Genomic DNA, 16,053 nt, shown 5'->3' with positions numbered 1-16,053 from the left:
GGAGCGCCAGGCGCCTGTGCGTTGTCAGGCGCCCAGGTAGGCGCGGCGCACGGCGTCGTTGGTCAGCAGGTTGGCGCCGGTGTCTTCCAACACCACCTTGCCGGTTTCCAGCACATAGCCGCGGTCGGCGATCTGCAGGGCGCGGTTGGCGTTCTGCTCGACCAGGAAGACCGTGACGCCGGCCGTGCGGATGGTCTGGATGATCTCGAAGATCTGCGCAATGATCAGCGGCGCCAGGCCCAGCGTGGGCTCGTCCAGCAGCAGCAGGCGGGGCTTGCTCATCAGCGCGCGGCCGATGGCCAGCATCTGCTGCTCGCCGCCCGACATGGTGCCGGCGCGCTGGTGGGCGCGCTCACGCAGGCGCGGGAAGAGGCCGAACACATGTTCGATGCCGGCCTCGATCTGCGGCTTGTCCAGGAAGAATCCGCCCATCTTCAGGTTGTCCGTGACCGTGAGGTCCGAGAAGATGCGCCGTCCCTCGGGCGAGACCGCGATGCCCTTGCGCATGATGTGGTGCGAGGGCAGCTGGGTGATGTCCTCGCCCTCGAACGAGATGCGGCCCGAGCTGGCGCGCGGGTTGCCGCACACCGTCATCAGCAGCGAGGTCTTGCCGGCGCCGTTGGAGCCGATCAGCGAGACGATTTCGCCCTGGTTGACGTGCAGGCTCACGCTGTCGACCGCGCAGATGGCACCGTAGTGGGTGGAGATGTTCTCCAGTTGCAGCATGGCAGGCATCAGGCTTCTCCCAGGTAGGCCTTGATGACCCGTTCATCGTTGCGGATGGCGTCCGGCAGGCCCATGGCGATGGGCTTGCCGTACTCCATGACCAGGATGCGCTCGGACACGCCCATGACCAGGCCCATGTCGTGCTCGATCAGCAGCACGGCAATGCCGTACTGGCGGCGCAGCTGGTCGATCAGGCCCTGCAGGTCCTTCTTCTCCTGCGGGTTCAGGCCGGCGGCGGGTTCGTCGAGCATGAGCACGCGCGGCTTGGTGATCATGCAGCGCGCGATCTCCAGGCGGCGCTGGTGGCCGTAGGCCAGGTTGCCGGCCTCGCGGTTGACGAACTCGCGCAGGCCCATGACGTCCAGCCAGTGCAGGGCGCTCTCGATCTTTTCCTCTTCGCTGCGGCGGTAGCTTGCCGTGTTGAACAGGCCCGACAGCAGGTTGACGCCCGAGCGGCGGTGCTGTGCCACCAGCAGGTTTTCCAGCACCGTCATGGACTTGAACAGCCGCACGTTCTGGAAGGTGCGCACCACGCCGTGGTTGGCCACGTGGTGGCTGCTGCGGCCCTCGATGGCGCTGCCGTCCAGCGTGACGGAGCCGCTGCTGGGCTGGTAGAAACCGCTGATGCAGTTGAACACCGTGGTCTTGCCGGCGCCGTTGGGGCCGATGATGGCAAACACTTCCTGCGGGCGCACGTTGAAGCCCACATGGTCCACGGCCAGCAGGCCGCCGAAGCGCATGCACAGGTCTTTGACTTCTAGCAAATACTCGCTCATTGCCGGCCCTTGCTGCTTTCTGTTGTCCCAAAAATCATGGTGTCGGCATGCCTCATGAGCGCACCTCCACATGGTGGCGGCGCATGGGCAGCAGGCCCTGCGGGCGCCAGATCATCATCAGCACCATCACCAGGCCGAAGATCAGCATGCGGTACTCGGAGAACTCGCGCGCCAGCTCGGGCAACACCGTCAGCAAGATGGCCGCGATGATCACGCCCAGCTGCGAGCCCATGCCGCCCAGCACCACGATGGACAGGATCAGCGCCGATTCGATGAAGGTGAACGATTCGGGGTTGACGATGCCCTGGCGCGCCGCGAAGAAGGCGCCGCCCAGGCCGGCGAACATGGCGCCCAGCGTGAAGGCGGACAGCTTGATCTTCATGGGGTTCAGGCCCAGGGAGCGGCAGGCGATCTCGTCCTCGCGCAGCGCCTCCCAGGCGCGGCCTATGGGCATGCGCACCAGGCGGTTGGAGATGCACAGCGTGATCACGGCCAGCAGCAGCGCCATCAGGTACAGGAAGATCACCATGTGCAGCGAGCTGAACTCCAGCCCCAGGAACTGGTGGAAGGTCGTGCCGCCCTCGGTGGAGGGATTGCGCGTCATCTCCAGGCCCAGCACCGTGGGCTTGGGGATGCTGGAGATGCCGTCCGGCCCGCCCGTAATGCTGGTCAGGTTGACCAGCATCAGGCGGATGATTTCGCCGAAGCCCAGCGTCACGATGGCCAGGTAGTCACCGCGCAGCCGCAGCACCGGAAAGCCGAGCACGAAGCCGAACATCGCGGCAGCGGCGCCAGCCAGCGGCAGCGCTTCCCAGAAGGACCAGCCGGCCCAGTGGAACAGCAGCGCATAGGTGTAGGCGCCCACGGCGTAGAAGCCCACGAAGCCCAGGTCCAGCAGGCCGGCAAAGCCCACGACGATGTTCAGGCCCAGGCCCAGCATCACGTAGATCATGGCCAGCGTGGCGATGTCCACCGCGTTGCGGCCCGCGAAGAAGGGCCAGGACACGGCGATCAGCAGGGCGGCCAGGATCAGGCCGTTGCGGTGGCTGGGGCGTGCGTGCGGCAGCGAGGGCAGCGAGACCTTGGGCATCTTCGCCGCGATCAGCGGGCGCAGCAGCTGCACCAGGAAGACCAGGGCGCAGGCCCAGGCCACCACCGTCCAGTCGGGGTTGATGATGGTGCGGGTGCCGGCGCGCTCCAGGTGCAGGCCGAAGATGGGCGTGACGACCACGGCCGTCATCACCGTGGCGATCAGGGCGTCGCGCAGGTTCAAGGTGGGTTTGGCTTTCATCAGACCTTCTCCACTTCAGGCTTGCCCAGCAGGCCCGTGGGGCGGAACAGCAGGATCAGCACCAGCAGGCCGAAGGCCACGATGTCCTTGTACTCGGACGAGATGTAGGCCGCAGCAAAGGTCTCGGCCACGCCCAGCAGCACGCCGCCCAGCATGGCGCCAGGGATGGAGCCGATGCCGCCCAGCACTGCCGCCGTGAAGGCCTTGATGCCGGCCAGAAAGCCGATGAACGGGTTGAGCTTGCCCACGGCCAGCGCGATCAGCACGCCGCCCACGGCCGCCAGCATGGCGCCCAGCACGAAGGTGAACGAGATCACGCGGTTGGTGTCGATGCCCAGCAGGCTGGCCATGTGCATGTCCTGGGCGCAGGCGCGCGAGGCACGGCCCATGCGGGAATGGCGGATGTACAGCGTCAGCAGCACCATGAGCACGATGGCGACCACGATGATCAGGATGCGCGAGTAGGGCACATAGATCTCGAAGCCACCTTCGGCGCCGAAGCGCAGCGCGCCCGGCAGCAGCGAGGGCACGGCCATGTCGCGCGCGCCCTGGCCCAGGGCCACCCAGTTCTGCAGGAAGATGGACATGCCGATGGCCGAGATCAGGGCCACCAGGCGGGGGCTGCGGCGCAGCGGCTTGTAGGCCACCTGTTCCACCACCAGGCCGTAGACGCCGGTGACGAAGACCGACACCACCAGCATCAGGCCGATGATGGCCCACACGGGCAGGCCGCTTGTCGTGCCGATGGCCGACAGCGTGACCAGGCCGATGTAGGCGCCGATCATGTAGATGTCGCCGTGGGCGAAGTTGATCATCCCGATGATGCCGTAGACCATTGTGTAGCCGATGGCGATCAGGGCATAGATGGCGCCCAGGGACAGTCCGTTGAACAGCTGCTGTATCAGCTGAGGTAAGAGTTCTGACATGGTGTAATGCCGCCCCAAAACAGGAAAAGGCCTAAAAGGCCAGGATGCAGACAACCGGGACACGCGCAAGCGTGCCCCGGCCAGTCAACGAGGGGGATTACTTGGCAGCGACCGACTTGCTGCCGTCCTTGTGCCATTCGAACACCTGGAAGTCGAAGGACTTCAGGTCGCCCTGCTTGTTCCAGCCCACCGAGCCCAGAACGGTCTCGAAGTTGGACTTGTGCAGGTGGTCAGCCACCTTGGCGGGGCTGTCGCCCACGGCCTTGATGCTGTCCAGCAGCACTTGCGTGGCGGCAAATGCGGTCAGCTGGAAGGCGCCCGAGGGATTGCGCTTCTTGTCCTTGAAGGCCTTGACCACGGCGGCGTTCTTGGGGTTGGCCGAGAAGTCTGCAGGCAGGGTCACCAGCATGCCTTCGACGGCGTTGCCGGCGATGGCGTTGACTTCGGGGTTGCCCACGCCTTCGGGGCCCATCATGCGGACCTTCAGGCCCTGCTCGGAAGCCTGGCGCAGCAGCAGGCCCATTTCAGGGTGGTAGCCGCCGTAGTAGACGAAGTCCACACCGGCGCTCTTGAGCTTGGTGATGACGGCGGAGTAGTCGCTGTCGCCGGCGTTGATGCCTTCGAACAGGGCCACTTCCACGCCGGCCTTCTTCAGGTCGTCACGCACGGAGGATGCAATGCCCTGGCCATACGACTGCTTGTCGTGCAGCACGGCAACCTTCTTGGGCTTGGCCTTGTCCAGGATGAACTTGGCGGCGGCCGGGCCCTGCTGGTCATCGCGGCCGATGGTGCGGAAGATGAAGTGGTAGTTCTTGCCGTCGGTCAGGGCCGGGGAAGTGGCCGAGGGGGTCACGACGACCACGCCTTCGTTGTTGTAGATCGGGGCGGCGGCAATCGATGCGCCCGAGCAGACGGGGCCGATCACGTAGCCGATCTTGGCGTTGACAACGCGGTTGGCGGCCACGGGGCCTTGCTTGGGTTCGCAGGCGTCATCGACGGACACCAGCTCGATCTTCTTGCCATTGACGCCGCCAGCCGCATTGGCCATTTCCACGGCGGTGTTCACGCCTTCCTTGACCATGTCGCCGTACTGCGTCAGCGGGCCGGTGGTGGGAACCACCATGGCGATCTTGATTTGCGCATGCGCTGTGGAGAACAAGGCGGCACCAGCCAAACCCAGGGCGGCGACGACGGTGTGCATGCGGAACGGAATGCTCATGAGTACTTCCTTCAACTTTGGGTAAAGCGTTCTGAAAAACGCGGTGGCTCCTGTAGGGGCGATCCGCGCAAAGAAGCACAGATTAATCTCCTGGTTACCAATGGCAACAGGGTATCCCGGGGCTGGCGCGCATGCAGGCTTTTCGCTAAGGGCTGGATGCCATCGCAGGCCGCTTGTCAACGCTGGTTTTGGGCGACGAAAACGCCTGATGCCGACGGTGCACCCAGACGGTGCTGCATGAAACCAATATGACCGACTGCAAGAAGGGGAAACACGTACACGGAATGTTGCATTGCAGCAACGCGCCAGAGGGCGCCGGTTTGCGTGTTTCTGCGGTGGATCAAAACGGCACGGCGGATTCGAAACGCAGCGTTTGGCCCGACAGGGGATGGGCCAGCTCCAGCTGGTGCGCATGCAGCAGCAGGCGCGGCGACAGGGCTTGCACGGCGGCATCGGCATAGAGCGCATCGCCCAGGATGGCATGGCCCAGCGCCGCCATGTGCACGCGCAACTGGTGGGTGCGGCCCGTCACGGGCTGCAGCTGCACCCGCGTGGTGGGTGTGCCCTGGTCTTCGGTGGCTGCGGGCATGGCGCGCCACAGGGTCTGGCTGGGCTTGCCCTGCAGGGCGTCGATGATGCGCAAGGGGCGCCGCTCCCAGTCGGCGGCTATCGGAAGGTCGATGCTTTGCCAGGCGTCGGCCTGCTGCGCGGCAGGGCGGCCGGCGACCACGGCCACATAGCGCTTGTGCACGCGGCGCTGCGCAAAGGCTTCGCTCAGGAGGCGCTGGCTGGCCAGGCTGCGCGCCATGACCACCAGGCCCGAGGTGGCCTGGTCCAGCCGGTGCACGACCAGTGCATCGGGCCAGCGCTGCAAGGCGCGGCCGCTCAGGCAGTCCTGCTTGTCGGGGCCGCGCCCGGGCACGCACAGCAGGCCGGAGGGCTTGTCCAGCACCAGCAGCTCGGCGTCCTCGTACAGGCAGCAGACACCTGCATCGGTATCTGCATCGGCATCGGCATCGGCAGCAGTACCAGCACCGATGCACTCCTGCGGCGTTTCAGTGTTCAAGCCGCTCACCGTTCATTCAGGAGCCTGTGCACGGTGGCGCACAGCTCCTCCACGTCATTGGGCTTGTGCACCAGGGCCCGGGCGCCAGCGGCCATGGCGGCCTGCTCGATCTCGGCAGTGATGTAGCCCGAGGCCAGGGCGATGGGCAGCAGGGGCTGGATGGACAGCGCCTCGTACACCAGGTCGATGCCGCTATAGCCGGGCATGTTGTAGTCGGTGACCAGCAGGTCGTAGTCCTGCGGGGCGGCGCGCAGCGCCTCGGTGGCCTCGTGCGGATCGGTGAAGCCGCTGACCTGGTAGCCACGACGGCGCAGCAGGCGCTGCACGAGGAAGACCAGGGCCTGGTCGTCGTCCACGTACATCACATGCTGCTGTGCGGCCTGCGGGTCGGGCAGCAGGGCGAACTGCGGGCCGGTCGGGGTTTCTGCGGCTGCCAGCGGCTCCGGCAGGCTGGGCGGCGTTTCGGCCGCGGGCGCCTGGGCAGGTGCGTACTCGGCGGGCGCCAGGGCGTCGGCCGGGGGAAAGTACAGCGTGAAGCGGCTGCCTTGTCCTGGAATGCTGTACACGTCCACGGCGCCGCCGTGGTTGCGCATGACGCCGTGCACCACGGGCAGGCCCAGGCCCGTTCCCTGGCCCACGGGCTTGGTGGTGAAGAAGGGCTCGAAGATGCGCTGCAGCGTGCGCGCATCCATGCCGGGGCCGTTGTCCTGCACCGACAGCGCCACGTAGCTGACGGGTGGCAGGCCCAGGCGCTCGCACAGGCGCTGGTCGGGGCGCACCAGGTCGGCGTCCATCTGGATCAGGCCGCGCCGCTCACCCAGGGCGTGCATGGCGTTGGTGCACAGGTTGAACAGGGCCTGCTCCACCTGCATGGCGTCGGCCAGCATGGGGGGCAGCTGCGGCGGCACATGCACCTGCAGCTCCACGGCGGGCGGCAGGGTCACGCGCAGCAGCCGCGCCGTGTCGCCCATGACTTCGCGCGCCTGCACGGGCTTGCGCTGTGGCGGCTCGTTGCGGCTGAAGGTCAGGATCTGGCGCACCAGGTCGCGCGCGCGGCGGCCGGCCTTTTCGATCTCCTGCAGGCTTTCGATGGCCGCGGCATTGCCGCCGCAGTCGGCCTTGGCCAGCTCCACGTTGCCCAGGATGGCGCCCACGATGTTGTTGAAGTCGTGCGCAATGCCGCCGGCCATGGTGCCCAGGGCCTGCATCTTGTGCGATTCGCGCAGCTGGTCTTCCAGTTCGTTGCGCTGGGCCTCGGCCTTCTTGCGGCTGGTGAGGTCGCGCGCGAACACGGTGGTGGTCTCGCCGCCGCTGTGGTGCTCGAAGGAGACACTGACCTCGACCGGAATCTCGCGGCCGCTGGCCGTGCGCGCCGTCATCTCGCCCAGCACGGCCTGCGTGGTCAGCGGTGCAAAGGACAGGGCCTGTGCCGCATCGGGCAGGAAACGCTCCAGCGGGCTGCCCAGCGCGTCGTGCGGCGGGCACAGGAACAGGGCGGCTGCCGTGGGATTGAAGACGGTGATGCGCTGGTCCGAGTCCAGGCAGATGATGGCGTCCAGCGCCGAGTTGATGACCGATTCCAGCCGCCGCTCGCTCAGGAACAGCTGGTGGTTGCGCTGCTGCAGCGCCAGGCGCTCGGCCAGCAGCGGGCCCTGGTCCACCACGGCGCACAGGTACTGGGCAATGGGCGGGCCGCTTTGCTGGGGGATGGCGATGCAGGCCACGTGCAGGTCGGCGCGCAGCTGGTGCTGCTCGGTGATCTCGAAGCAGACCTCGTGGGCCTCGGTGCGGCCCAGCTCGCGTGCGGCGGAGAAGGTCTCGCGCACGCGCTCGGCGTCGTCCGGGTGCACGAAGGGCGCGAAGTTCACCAGCAGCCGGTCATGCTCGGAGGGCTGGAAGGCGCTGTGCGCCATGGCGTTGGCCTGCACCACCATGTCGTGCTCGTCCACCACCAGCAGGGGCAGGGGAATGCTGGCGAACAGGGCCTCGAAGCGCTCGGAGGCGCTTTCGGCCACGGCCTGGCTGTAGTCCAGCACGCGGTTCTGGATTTCCAGTTCGCGCTGGTAGTTGCGCAGCTCGGCCACCAGGGCCTGCAGCGGGTCGTCTTCGGGCTGGAAGGGGGGGAAGCGTTCGACGGGGGGCAGGTCGGCGCCGGGCGCCAGCAGCGCATGCAGGGGCAGGTGCTCGTCGTCGCGAGGCGGATCGGAATGGTCTGGGCTGCTCATCGCGGGCTGGCGCTGTGGAAAGCGGCACATGCCGCACAAATCCTGGTGGCCCGCGCCCGGCGTCCGGCAGATTACCGGAGCCCGGCGCGGGCAGGGCCGCAGTGTACGCGCGCCAGGCGGGGCGCCACAAGCGCCCCTTTCGGTGGCAGGTGCTTCAGCTCAGGTAAGCGTCCACGGGGATGCAGCTGCAGTACAGGTTGCGGTCGCCGTAGACGTTGTCCACGCGGCCCACCGGGCACCAGTACTTGGACTGGCGCAGGGCGGCCACCGGGTAGGCAGCGGCCTCGCGGCTGTAGGGGTGGGCCCATTCCGAGGCCAGCAGCGTCTCGGCCGTGTGCGGCGCGTTCTTGAGCGGGTTGTCGTCCTGGGGCAGGCGGCCCTGCTCGATGGCGCGGATTTCCTCGCGGATGGCGATCATCGCGTCCACGAAGCGGTCCAGCTCGTACAGGCTTTCGCTTTCGGTGGGCTCCACCATCAGCGTGTTGGGCACGGGGAAGGACAGCGTGGGCGCATGGAAGCCGTAGTCGATCAGGCGCTTGGCCACGTCCTCGGCCATGACGCCCGTGCTTTCCTTGAACTGGCGCAGGTCCAGGATGCACTCGTGCGCCACATGGCCGTGCTCGCCCGCGTACAGCGTGGGGTAGTGGTCGCGCAGCCGGGCGCTGATGTAGTTGGCGCTGAGGATGGCGGTCTCGGTGGCCAGGGTCAGGCCCTGGGCACCCATCATGCGGATGTACATCCAGCTGATGGGCAGCACGGCCGCATTGCCCAGCGGCGCGGCACTGATCGCACCCGTGCCGCCCGCAAGGCCCGCCGTGGCATGGCCGGGCAGGAAGGGGACGAGGTCCTCGACCACGCAGACGGGGCCCACGCCCGGGCCGCCGCCGCCGTGCGGAATGCAGAAGGTCTTGTGCAGGTTCAGGTGGCTGACATCGCCGCCGAAGCTGCCCGGCGCGGCCAGGCCCACCAGGGCATTCATGTTGGCGCCGTCCACGTACACGCGACCGCCGTGGTCATGCACCAGCTTGCACAGCTCCTTGACCTGGGTCTCGAACACGCCGTGCGTGCTGGGGTAGGTGATCATGATGCAGGCCAGGTTGGCACTGTGCTGCTCGCACTTGGCCGCCAGGTCCGCCATGTCGACGTTGCCGTTGGCATCGCAGGCGGTGACCACCACCTGCATGCCCACCATCTGCGCGCTGGCGGGGTTGGTGCCGTGGGCGCTGCTGGGAATCAGGCAGACGTTGCGGTGCGACTGGCCCCGGCTCGCATGCCAGCCCTTGATGGCCAGCAGGCCCGCGTACTCGCCCTGGCTGCCGGCATTGGGCTGCAGGCTGATGCCGGCGTAGCCCGTGGCCTGGCACAGCCAGTCGCGCAGCTGCTTGTCCAGTTCCGCATAGCCCTGCTGCTGGTCGGCCGGGGCAAAGGGGTGCACCTGGGCGAACTCGGGCCAGGTGATGGGAATCATCTCGCTGGTGGCGTTGAGCTTCATGGTGCAGGAGCCCAGCGGGATCATGCTGCGGTCCAGCGCCAGGTCCTTGTCCGACAGCTGGCGGATGTAGCGCAGCATGGCGGTCTCGGAGCGGTGGGTGTTGAACACCGGGTGCGTGAGGAAGTCGCTGCTGCGGCGCAGGCCGTCAGGGATCAGCGGCTCCACGCCCTTTTCGAAGGCGGCGAAGCTGGGCAGGGCCTGGCCGTCCCGGGCGAAGATCTTCCACAGCAGCTCGACATCGGCGCGCGTGGTGGTCTCGTCCAGCGAGATGCACAGGTATTCCTTGAAATACACGCGCAGGTTGGCGCCCAGGGACACGGCACGCTCCACGATGGCCTGCGTGGCCGCACCCGTGTGCAGGCTCAGCGTGTCGAAGCTGGGCACCTCGCGCAGCGGCGCGCCCAGCTCGGCCAGGCCGCGCGCCAAGATGGCCGTGTACGAGGCCACGCGGCGGGCGATGCGCTCCAGGCCCTCGGGGCCGTGGTAGACGGCATACATGCTGGCCACCACGGCGGGCAGCACCTGGGCCGTGCAGATGTTGGAGGTGGCCTTTTCGCGGCGGATGTGCTGCTCGCGCGTCTGCAGTGCCAGGCGGTAGGCGGGCTTGCCGTGCACGTCCACGCTCACGCCGACCAGGCGGCCGGGCAGGGAGCGCTTGAACTCGTCGCGGCAGGCCATGAAGGCGGCATGCGGGCCGCCTGCGCCCATGGGCATGCCAAAGCGCTGGGTGGTGCCCACCACGATGTCGGCACCCCATTCGCCGGGCGGCGTGATCAGGGTCAGCGCCAGCAGGTCGGTGGCCACGATGAAGGCGGCCTGCTTTGCATGGGCCTTGTCCACGTCGGCACGCAGATCGTCGATGCGTCCGCTGGTGGCGGGGTACTGGGCCAGCACGGCGAAGTAGTCGCCCTCCATCAGCTGGTTCCATTCTTCCAGCGAGTTGGCCAGCAGCACCTCGATGCCCAGCGGCGCGGCGCGCGTCTGGATGACTTCGATGGTCTGGGGGTGGGCATCGCCCGCCACCACGAAACGGTTGCTCTTGCTTTTGACGGAGCGCTTGGCCAGCGTCATGGCCTCGGCGGCCGCCGTGGCCTCGTCCAGCATGGAGGCGTTGGCAATCGGCATGGCCGTCAGGTCGCAGACCATGGTCTGGAAGTTGACCAGGGCCTCCATGCGGCCTTGCGAGATCTCGGCCTGGTAGGGCGTGTAGGCCGTGTACCAGGCGGGGTTCTCCAGAATGTTGCGCAGGATGACGCCGGGCGTGTGCGTGCCGTAGTAGCCCTGGCCGATGAAGCTTTTGAGCAGCTGGTTGCGGCCTGCCAGCGCCTTGAGTTCGGCCAGCGCCTGTGCCTCGGTGGCCGCTGGCGGCAGCGCCATGGGCTGGTGGCGCCGGATGGAGGGCGGGACGATGGCGTCGATCAGCGCATCGCGCGATGCCGCGCCAATGGCGCTGAGCATGTGGGCCTCGTTTTCGGGCGCAATGCCGATATGGCGGGCCACGAATTCGGTGGCGTTCTCGAGGGCGGCAAGGGGCTGGGTGGAGGACATCAGCATGGAGGGACCTGTCTCAAAAGCTGAAAAGCGCCAGGGCGGGCCCTGGCGCCCGTCCTGGCCGGAAAGTGGCGTCAGTTGCTCTGTGCGAAGGCCGTGTAGGCGGCTTCGTCGAGCAGCGCGGCCAGCTGGCCTGCGTCGCTGAGCTTGACCTTGAAGAACCAGCCTTCGCCCAGCGGGTCGCTGTTGGCCAGGGAGGGGTCGTCGCGCAGGGCTTCGTTGACTTCGACGATCTCGCCGCTGACGGGCATGTAGACATCGGCGGCGGCCTTGACGGACTCGACCACGCCGGCCACATCGCCCTGGTTGAAGCTGGTGCCCACGGCGGGCAGATCGACGAACACCACGTCGCCCAGCGCATCCTGCGCGTGGAGGGTGATGCCGACGATGGCCGCGTCAGGGTTGGCGGCGTTGATCCATTCGTGGTCCTTGGAATACTGGATGCTCATGGCTTGCTCCGATAGAAACTGAAAAGAAACCTGTGAAAGGCGGTTTGAGAAAGGTCAGTGCGCACTGTAGCGGCATGCGATGGCAGGAAAAACGAATCCGCCGAACTCGTTCCACGCCAAGCGCGCAGGCTGTCCTCAACCGCGGTGATAGCGGGGCGCCACGAAGGGCGTGGCCTGCACCTGCATGGGCACGGCCTTGCCGCGCACCATGGCCTGCAGCGTGGTGCCGATGGCGGCGCTGCCCGGCTCCACATAGGCCAGTGCCACGGGCTGGTTCAGGGTGGGCGACAGCAGGCCGCTGGTGACCTGGCCGACCTTGCGGCCGCTGGCGTCCAGCAGCTCCGTGCCTTCGCGCACGGGTACGCGCTCCAGGGCCACCAGGCCCACGCGCTTGCGCGTGAGCAGCTCGGGCGACTGCAGCTGGGCCAGCACGGTGGCCGCGCCGGGAAAGCCGCCTTCGCGCTCGCCACCGATGCGGCGGATCTTCTGCACGGCCCAGTTCAGGGCGGCCTCGGCCGGGGTGGTGGTCGTGTCCAGATCGTTGCCGTACAGGCACAGGCCGGCTTCCAGGCGCAGCGAATTGCGCGCGCCCAGGCCCACGGGCCTGACTTCGGGCTGGGCCAGCAGGGCACGGGCAAAGGCCTCGGCGTGGCTGGCGGGCAAGGAGATCTCGAAGCCGTCCTCGCCGGTATAGCCGCTGCGCGTGATGTACAGCTCGGCGCCTTCCCAGTCGAAGTAGCCGCCCGTCATGAACACCAGCCCGGCCGTGTCGGGCAGCAGGCGCTCCATGGCGGCTGCTGCCTGCGGGCCCTGCAGCGCCAGCAGGCCCCGGTCGAACTGGGGCTCGATTTCACAGCGCTGGCCGATGCGGGCCTCTATGTGCGCCAGGTCTTCATGCTTGCAGGCGCCGTTGACGATCAGGAACAGGTCGTCCTCGCGGCGCACGAACATCAGGTCGTCCAGAATGCCGCCCGCGTCGTTGAGCAGCAGGCCGTAGCGCTGGCGGTGTTCGCCCAGGCCCAGCACGTCCATGGGCAGCAGCGATTCCAGCGCCGCGCCGGCATCCGGGCCGCGCAGGCTGATCTGGCCCATGTGCGAGACATCGAACAGGCCTGCCGCCTCGCGCGTGTGTAGGTGCTCGGCCATCAGCCCCTGCGGGTATTGCACGGGCATGGAGTAGCCGGCAAACGGCACCATGCGCGCGCCCAGTTCCTGGTGCAGGTCGAACAGCGGGGTCTTGAGCAGATCGGTGGTGGAGGCAGCGGTCAAGGAGGGACTCTCTTTTCGGCAAGGGGCAAGGCACAACGCCATCCCGGAATCCCGGGATGTCCTGCCCTGCTGTCCGCTTTACCTGAGAGATTCACCCGCACCTTCCATGCGTGGGGCTTGCTCCTTCGGTGGATGGGGCACACCGCCGTGCCCTGCATCTCTCTCCAGCTAGGAACGCCTGCGGCCGTGGCGGCAGGCGGTGCCAGTCCTTTTGCCTGAGCGTTCGGGACGAACCCTGCGCCTTCGGCGGTGCCGCTGCCTGTGACCATTGCGGCCGGGCGGGCACTCTCTCCTGACCGGCGCATTCTAGCTGCGGCCAGCGTCCGCGCGGCTTCGGGATTTCCGCGGGCCGGCCGCTACTCCATGCGCTTGCCTGCATGGATGCATTTGCAAATTGCATAACTGTCTAAAAAATCTCCTACATTGAGATGCATCGATATATGAAATCTCGTGAGCGAGAAGGAAGAAGCGCACATGCAGCAGACGCTGGGAGACACATTGGCCTGGCCGGCACGTTACCTGCCGAACAAGGAAGCCCTGGTCGCTTGGGAGGGCGGCGAGCGCCGCGCCTGGACCTACGCCCAGCTCGATGCCGAAGTCAACCGCCACGCCCACGGCCTGGCCGAGCTGGGCATAGGCCATGGCGACGTGGTCGCGGCCTTTCTCTACAACACGCCGGCCTTTGTCTTCACCATGCTGGCGGCCGCGCGCCTGGGCGCCATCTTCAACCCCATCAACTACCGGCTGGCGGCGCAGGAGCTGGCCTTCATCCTCAAGGACGGTGCTGCGCGCGCCCTGGTGTTCGAGCACGAGGGCGGCGAGGTGGCCGCACGCGCCCAGGCCCTGCTCAAGGCCGAAGGCGGGGGTGGCACTGGCGCAGGCACCGAGCACTGGATCTTTGCCGACGATGCCCCGGCCGACCCGCTGCCGGTCTGGGCCACGCAGCGCCTGTCCGCACTGGCCAGGGGCCGCAGCAGCGCGCCGCCCCAGGCCCATGTGCGCGAGAGCGACCCCTGCATCCTCATGTACACCAGCGGCACCACGGGCCGGCCCAAGGGCGTGCTGCATACGCACCGCAGCAAGCTGGCGCACAACGCCCTCATGCACCAGACCATGCAATTCACGCGCGACGACGTGGGCCTGGCCATGGCGCCGCTCAACCACACGGCCGAGCTGCACACCAGCTTTTTGCCGCGCCTGCAGGCCGGGGCCACCCAGGTGCTGCTGCGCCGCTTTGACGTGACCGAGGCCTGGCGCCTGATCCGCGAAGAGCGCGTGAGCTTCTTCTTCGCGGCGCCCACCATGGTCACCATGCTGCTGGCCGACCCCATCGCCTCGCCTGAGCAGGCGCCCGCGCTGCGGCTGGTGGAGTACGGCGGCGCCTCCATGGCTCCCCACCTGATCCGCGAATGGACGCGCAAGGTCGGCAGCGACCTGGTCCAGGTCTACGGCACCACCGAGATGGGGCCCTGCATGTCCATCCTCCTGCCGCGCGAGCAACTCTCGCACGCGGGCTCGGCCGGGCTGCCTTCCATGGGCCATGACCTCATCGTGGCGCGCCTGCGCGAAGACAACGCCCCCACCGATCCGGCCGAGGCCTGCCTGCCAGGCGAGGTGGGCGAGATCCTGGTGCGCGGCCCCTGCATGATGGCCGGCTACCTCAACCGCCCCGACGCCAACACCCGCGCCCTGGCGCACGGCTGGTACCACACGGGCGACCTGGGCCACATCGACGACGACGGCTATCTCTGGATCCGCGACCGCATCGACTACATGATCAATTCGGGTGCCGAGAACGTCTATCCGCGCGAAGTGGAAGACGCGCTGGTCGAGCATGCCGACGTGCTCGAAGTCGCCGTCATCGGCGAGGATGATGAGCGCTGGGGCCAGATCGTCGCCGCCCACGTGGTCGCCAAGCCTGGCGCCACGCCCACGGCCGAGGCGCTGGACGCCTTCCTGGTCCACGGCGACCGCCTGGCCGCCTACAAGCGCCCGCGCCGCTACCACTTCCGCGAGGCCCTGCCCAAGACGGCCAGCGGGAAGATACAGAAGCAGTTGCTGAGGGTGGTGGTGGCGGCCTGAGGCTGCGGCCTGCACTTACTTCTGTGTTTGCCCCTGCGCAGTGCAGCACTGCGCCATCGAGTTGCGCAGCCACCGGTGCATGGCATCCCCCTGCTTGCGCACATGCCAGGCCTGCTGGTAGGCGAACCGGGGCAGCTTCAGCGGTGGCGTGAAGCGGCGCAGCGTTTTGTGGCGGCGCAGGTCGCCAATGGCGCGGCTGCCCACGGTCAGCACGAGGTCGGTGCCTGCCAGCACCTCCAGCGCCGCGCTCCAGTGGGGCAGGGCCAGCACCACGCGGCGGCTCAGGCCTTGGGCGGCCAGCGCCTTCTCGATTTCCTCGCTGGCGTCGGGCCGCATGGCCAGCATGACGTGCGGGCGCTGCAGCCAGTCCTGCAGTGACAGCCCGCCGCGTGCCGGCAGCACGGCCTGGTCGGCCACGCTCACGAATTGTTCCTGGAACAGATCCTGCACCTCGATGCCTTCGGGCAGGTCGGGTGCGTCGGGGAAGGGCCCCAGTGCCAGGTCCAGTTCGCCATCGGCCAGCTGGGCCAGCATCACCTCGCGCGTGGACTGGCTGATGGCCAGGTCCAGCCCGGGTGCGTGCTGGCGCAGATGCCGCATCAGCGGCGGCAGCACGATGCGCGATGCGTAGTCCGACAGTGCCAGCCGCAGCCGTCCGCGTGCGTGGGCCGGGTCGAACTCCGCCTGTGCCAGCAAGCCGTTGAGGCTGCCCAGCGCATCCGCCAGCGGTTGCACCAGGCCTTGCGCGCGTGCCGTCAGCGCCATGCGGCCACCGCGCCGCACCAGCAACGGGTCGCCCAGATGCTCGCGCAACTGCGCCAGCGAATGGCTCATGGCCGGCTGGCTCTTGTGCAGGCGCAGGGCCGCGCGCGTCACATGTTTTTCGGCCAGCAGGGCGTGCAGGGCCAGCAGCAGGTTGAGGTCGATCCGGCGCAGTTCATCCATGCCATGAATATAGACCGTGCACACAAACGATTTCCA

12 protein-coding genes and 2 riboswitches are annotated in these 16,053 nt (G+C 67.7%); of the genes, 1 reads left to right on the top strand and 11 read right to left on the bottom strand.

The annotated features are described in order from the left end of the window. Nucleotides 1-24: 24 nt before the first annotated feature. The 10 genes from AC57B5_RS09305 to gcvT form a co-directional block, all read right to left on the bottom strand. Nucleotides 25-726 carry an ABC transporter ATP-binding protein gene (locus AC57B5_RS09305; RefSeq protein ID WP_034398706.1) on the bottom strand — a complete coding sequence of 234 codons (702 nt, stop codon included), beginning with the start codon at nt 724-726 and terminating at the stop codon, nt 25-27. An 8-nt stretch (nt 727-734) separates the two neighbouring features. Then, nucleotides 735-1,502 (bottom strand): high-affinity branched-chain amino acid ABC transporter ATP-binding protein LivG, encoded by a 768-nt coding sequence (livG, locus tag AC57B5_RS09300; protein WP_012206137.1) that lies wholly within the window; start codon nt 1,500-1,502, stop codon nt 735-737. Nucleotides 1,503-1,554: 52 nt separating this feature from the next. Beyond that, nucleotides 1,555-2,793 carry a high-affinity branched-chain amino acid ABC transporter permease LivM gene (locus tag AC57B5_RS09295; protein ID WP_043824703.1) on the bottom strand — a complete coding sequence of 413 codons (1,239 nt, stop codon included), beginning with the start codon at nt 2,791-2,793 and terminating at the stop codon, nt 1,555-1,557. Further along, complete coding sequence (livH, locus tag AC57B5_RS09290) at nt 2,793-3,719, bottom strand: high-affinity branched-chain amino acid ABC transporter permease LivH (RefSeq protein WP_012206135.1); 927 nt, start codon at nt 3,717-3,719, stop codon at nt 2,793-2,795. The genes AC57B5_RS09295 and livH overlap by 1 nt, the downstream gene beginning before the upstream one ends. Before the next feature lie 97 nt (nt 3,720-3,816). Next, complete coding sequence (locus AC57B5_RS09285) at nt 3,817-4,938, bottom strand: branched-chain amino acid ABC transporter substrate-binding protein (RefSeq protein WP_012206134.1); 1,122 nt, start codon at nt 4,936-4,938, stop codon at nt 3,817-3,819. A 340-nt stretch (nt 4,939-5,278) separates the two neighbouring features. Beyond that, the gene (locus AC57B5_RS09280; RefSeq protein ID WP_496399448.1) at nt 5,279-5,977 is read right to left on the bottom strand and encodes an RluA family pseudouridine synthase; all 699 of its coding nucleotides are present in this window, start codon (nt 5,975-5,977) and stop codon (nt 5,279-5,281) included. Nucleotides 5,978-6,009: 32 nt separating this feature from the next. After that, on the bottom strand, nt 6,010-8,229 hold the full coding sequence (locus tag AC57B5_RS09275; RefSeq protein ID WP_141832499.1) for a PAS domain-containing hybrid sensor histidine kinase/response regulator: 2,220 nt from the start codon (nt 8,227-8,229) through the stop codon (nt 6,010-6,012). Nucleotides 8,230-8,383: 154 nt separating this feature from the next. Next, on the bottom strand, nt 8,384-11,275 hold the full coding sequence (gene gcvP / locus AC57B5_RS09270) for an aminomethyl-transferring glycine dehydrogenase (protein ID WP_496399337.1): 2,892 nt from the start codon (nt 11,273-11,275) through the stop codon (nt 8,384-8,386). Between the two features lie 71 nt (nt 11,276-11,346). After that, the gene (gene gcvH, locus AC57B5_RS09265; protein ID WP_012206130.1) at nt 11,347-11,721 is read right to left on the bottom strand and encodes a glycine cleavage system protein GcvH; all 375 of its coding nucleotides are present in this window, start codon (nt 11,719-11,721) and stop codon (nt 11,347-11,349) included. 135 nt (nt 11,722-11,856) lie between these two features. Next, entirely contained in the window at nt 11,857-12,990 is a 1,134-nt protein-coding gene (gene gcvT, locus AC57B5_RS09260) for a glycine cleavage system aminomethyltransferase GcvT (protein ID WP_455905940.1), read from the bottom strand. Between the two features lie 59 nt (nt 12,991-13,049). Further along, a riboswitch (glycine riboswitch) is annotated at nt 13,050-13,168 on the bottom strand. A 15-nt stretch (nt 13,169-13,183) separates the two neighbouring features. Then, nucleotides 13,184-13,295: riboswitch (glycine riboswitch) on the bottom strand. Nucleotides 13,296-13,464: 169 nt separating this feature from the next. Between gcvT and AC57B5_RS09255 the strand changes: the two genes are divergently transcribed. After that, nucleotides 13,465-15,072 carry a fatty acid--CoA ligase gene (locus AC57B5_RS09255; RefSeq protein WP_496399447.1) on the top strand — a complete coding sequence of 536 codons (1,608 nt, stop codon included), beginning with the start codon at nt 13,465-13,467 and terminating at the stop codon, nt 15,070-15,072. A gap of 15 nt (nt 15,073-15,087) precedes the next feature. Here AC57B5_RS09255 and AC57B5_RS09250 read toward each other — a convergent pair whose 3' ends face one another. Further along, the gene (locus AC57B5_RS09250) at nt 15,088-16,017 is read right to left on the bottom strand and encodes a LysR family transcriptional regulator (RefSeq protein ID WP_013801942.1); all 930 of its coding nucleotides are present in this window, start codon (nt 16,015-16,017) and stop codon (nt 15,088-15,090) included. Between the last annotated feature and the right edge of the window lie 36 nt (nt 16,018-16,053).

The organism is Delftia sp. BGA-UO-ETr-SB1 (assembly GCF_059567865.1).
The sequence above is the reverse complement of the archived record's forward strand: the minus strand, read 5'-3'. Positions and strand labels throughout refer to the sequence as shown.

What these genes read in the sequence shown, in the direction of transcription:
- AC57B5_RS09305 (WP_034398706.1), bottom strand. Translation starts at nt 726, where the DNA reads ATGCTGCAACTGGAGAACATCTCCACCCACTACGGTGCCATCTGCGCG.
- livG (WP_012206137.1), bottom strand. Translation starts at nt 1,502, where the DNA reads ATGAGCGAGTATTTGCTAGAAGTCAAAGACCTGTGCATGCGCTTCGGC.
- AC57B5_RS09295 (WP_043824703.1), bottom strand. Translation starts at nt 2,793, where the DNA reads ATGAAAGCCAAACCCACCTTGAACCTGCGCGACGCCCTGATCGCCACG.
- livH (WP_012206135.1), bottom strand. Translation starts at nt 3,719, where the DNA reads ATGTCAGAACTCTTACCTCAGCTGATACAGCAGCTGTTCAACGGACTG.
- AC57B5_RS09285 (WP_012206134.1), bottom strand. Translation starts at nt 4,938, where the DNA reads ATGAGCATTCCGTTCCGCATGCACACCGTCGTCGCCGCCCTGGGTTTG.
- AC57B5_RS09275 (WP_141832499.1), bottom strand. Translation starts at nt 8,229, where the DNA reads ATGAGCAGCCCAGACCATTCCGATCCGCCTCGCGACGACGAGCACCTG.
- gcvP (WP_496399337.1), bottom strand. Translation starts at nt 11,275, where the DNA reads ATGCTGATGTCCTCCACCCAGCCCCTTGCCGCCCTCGAGAACGCCACC.
- gcvH (WP_012206130.1), bottom strand. Translation starts at nt 11,721, where the DNA reads ATGAGCATCCAGTATTCCAAGGACCACGAATGGATCAACGCCGCCAAC.
- AC57B5_RS09255 (WP_496399447.1), top strand. Translation starts at nt 13,465, where the DNA reads ATGCAGCAGACGCTGGGAGACACATTGGCCTGGCCGGCACGTTACCTG.
- AC57B5_RS09250 (WP_013801942.1), bottom strand. Translation starts at nt 16,017, where the DNA reads ATGGATGAACTGCGCCGGATCGACCTCAACCTGCTGCTGGCCCTGCAC.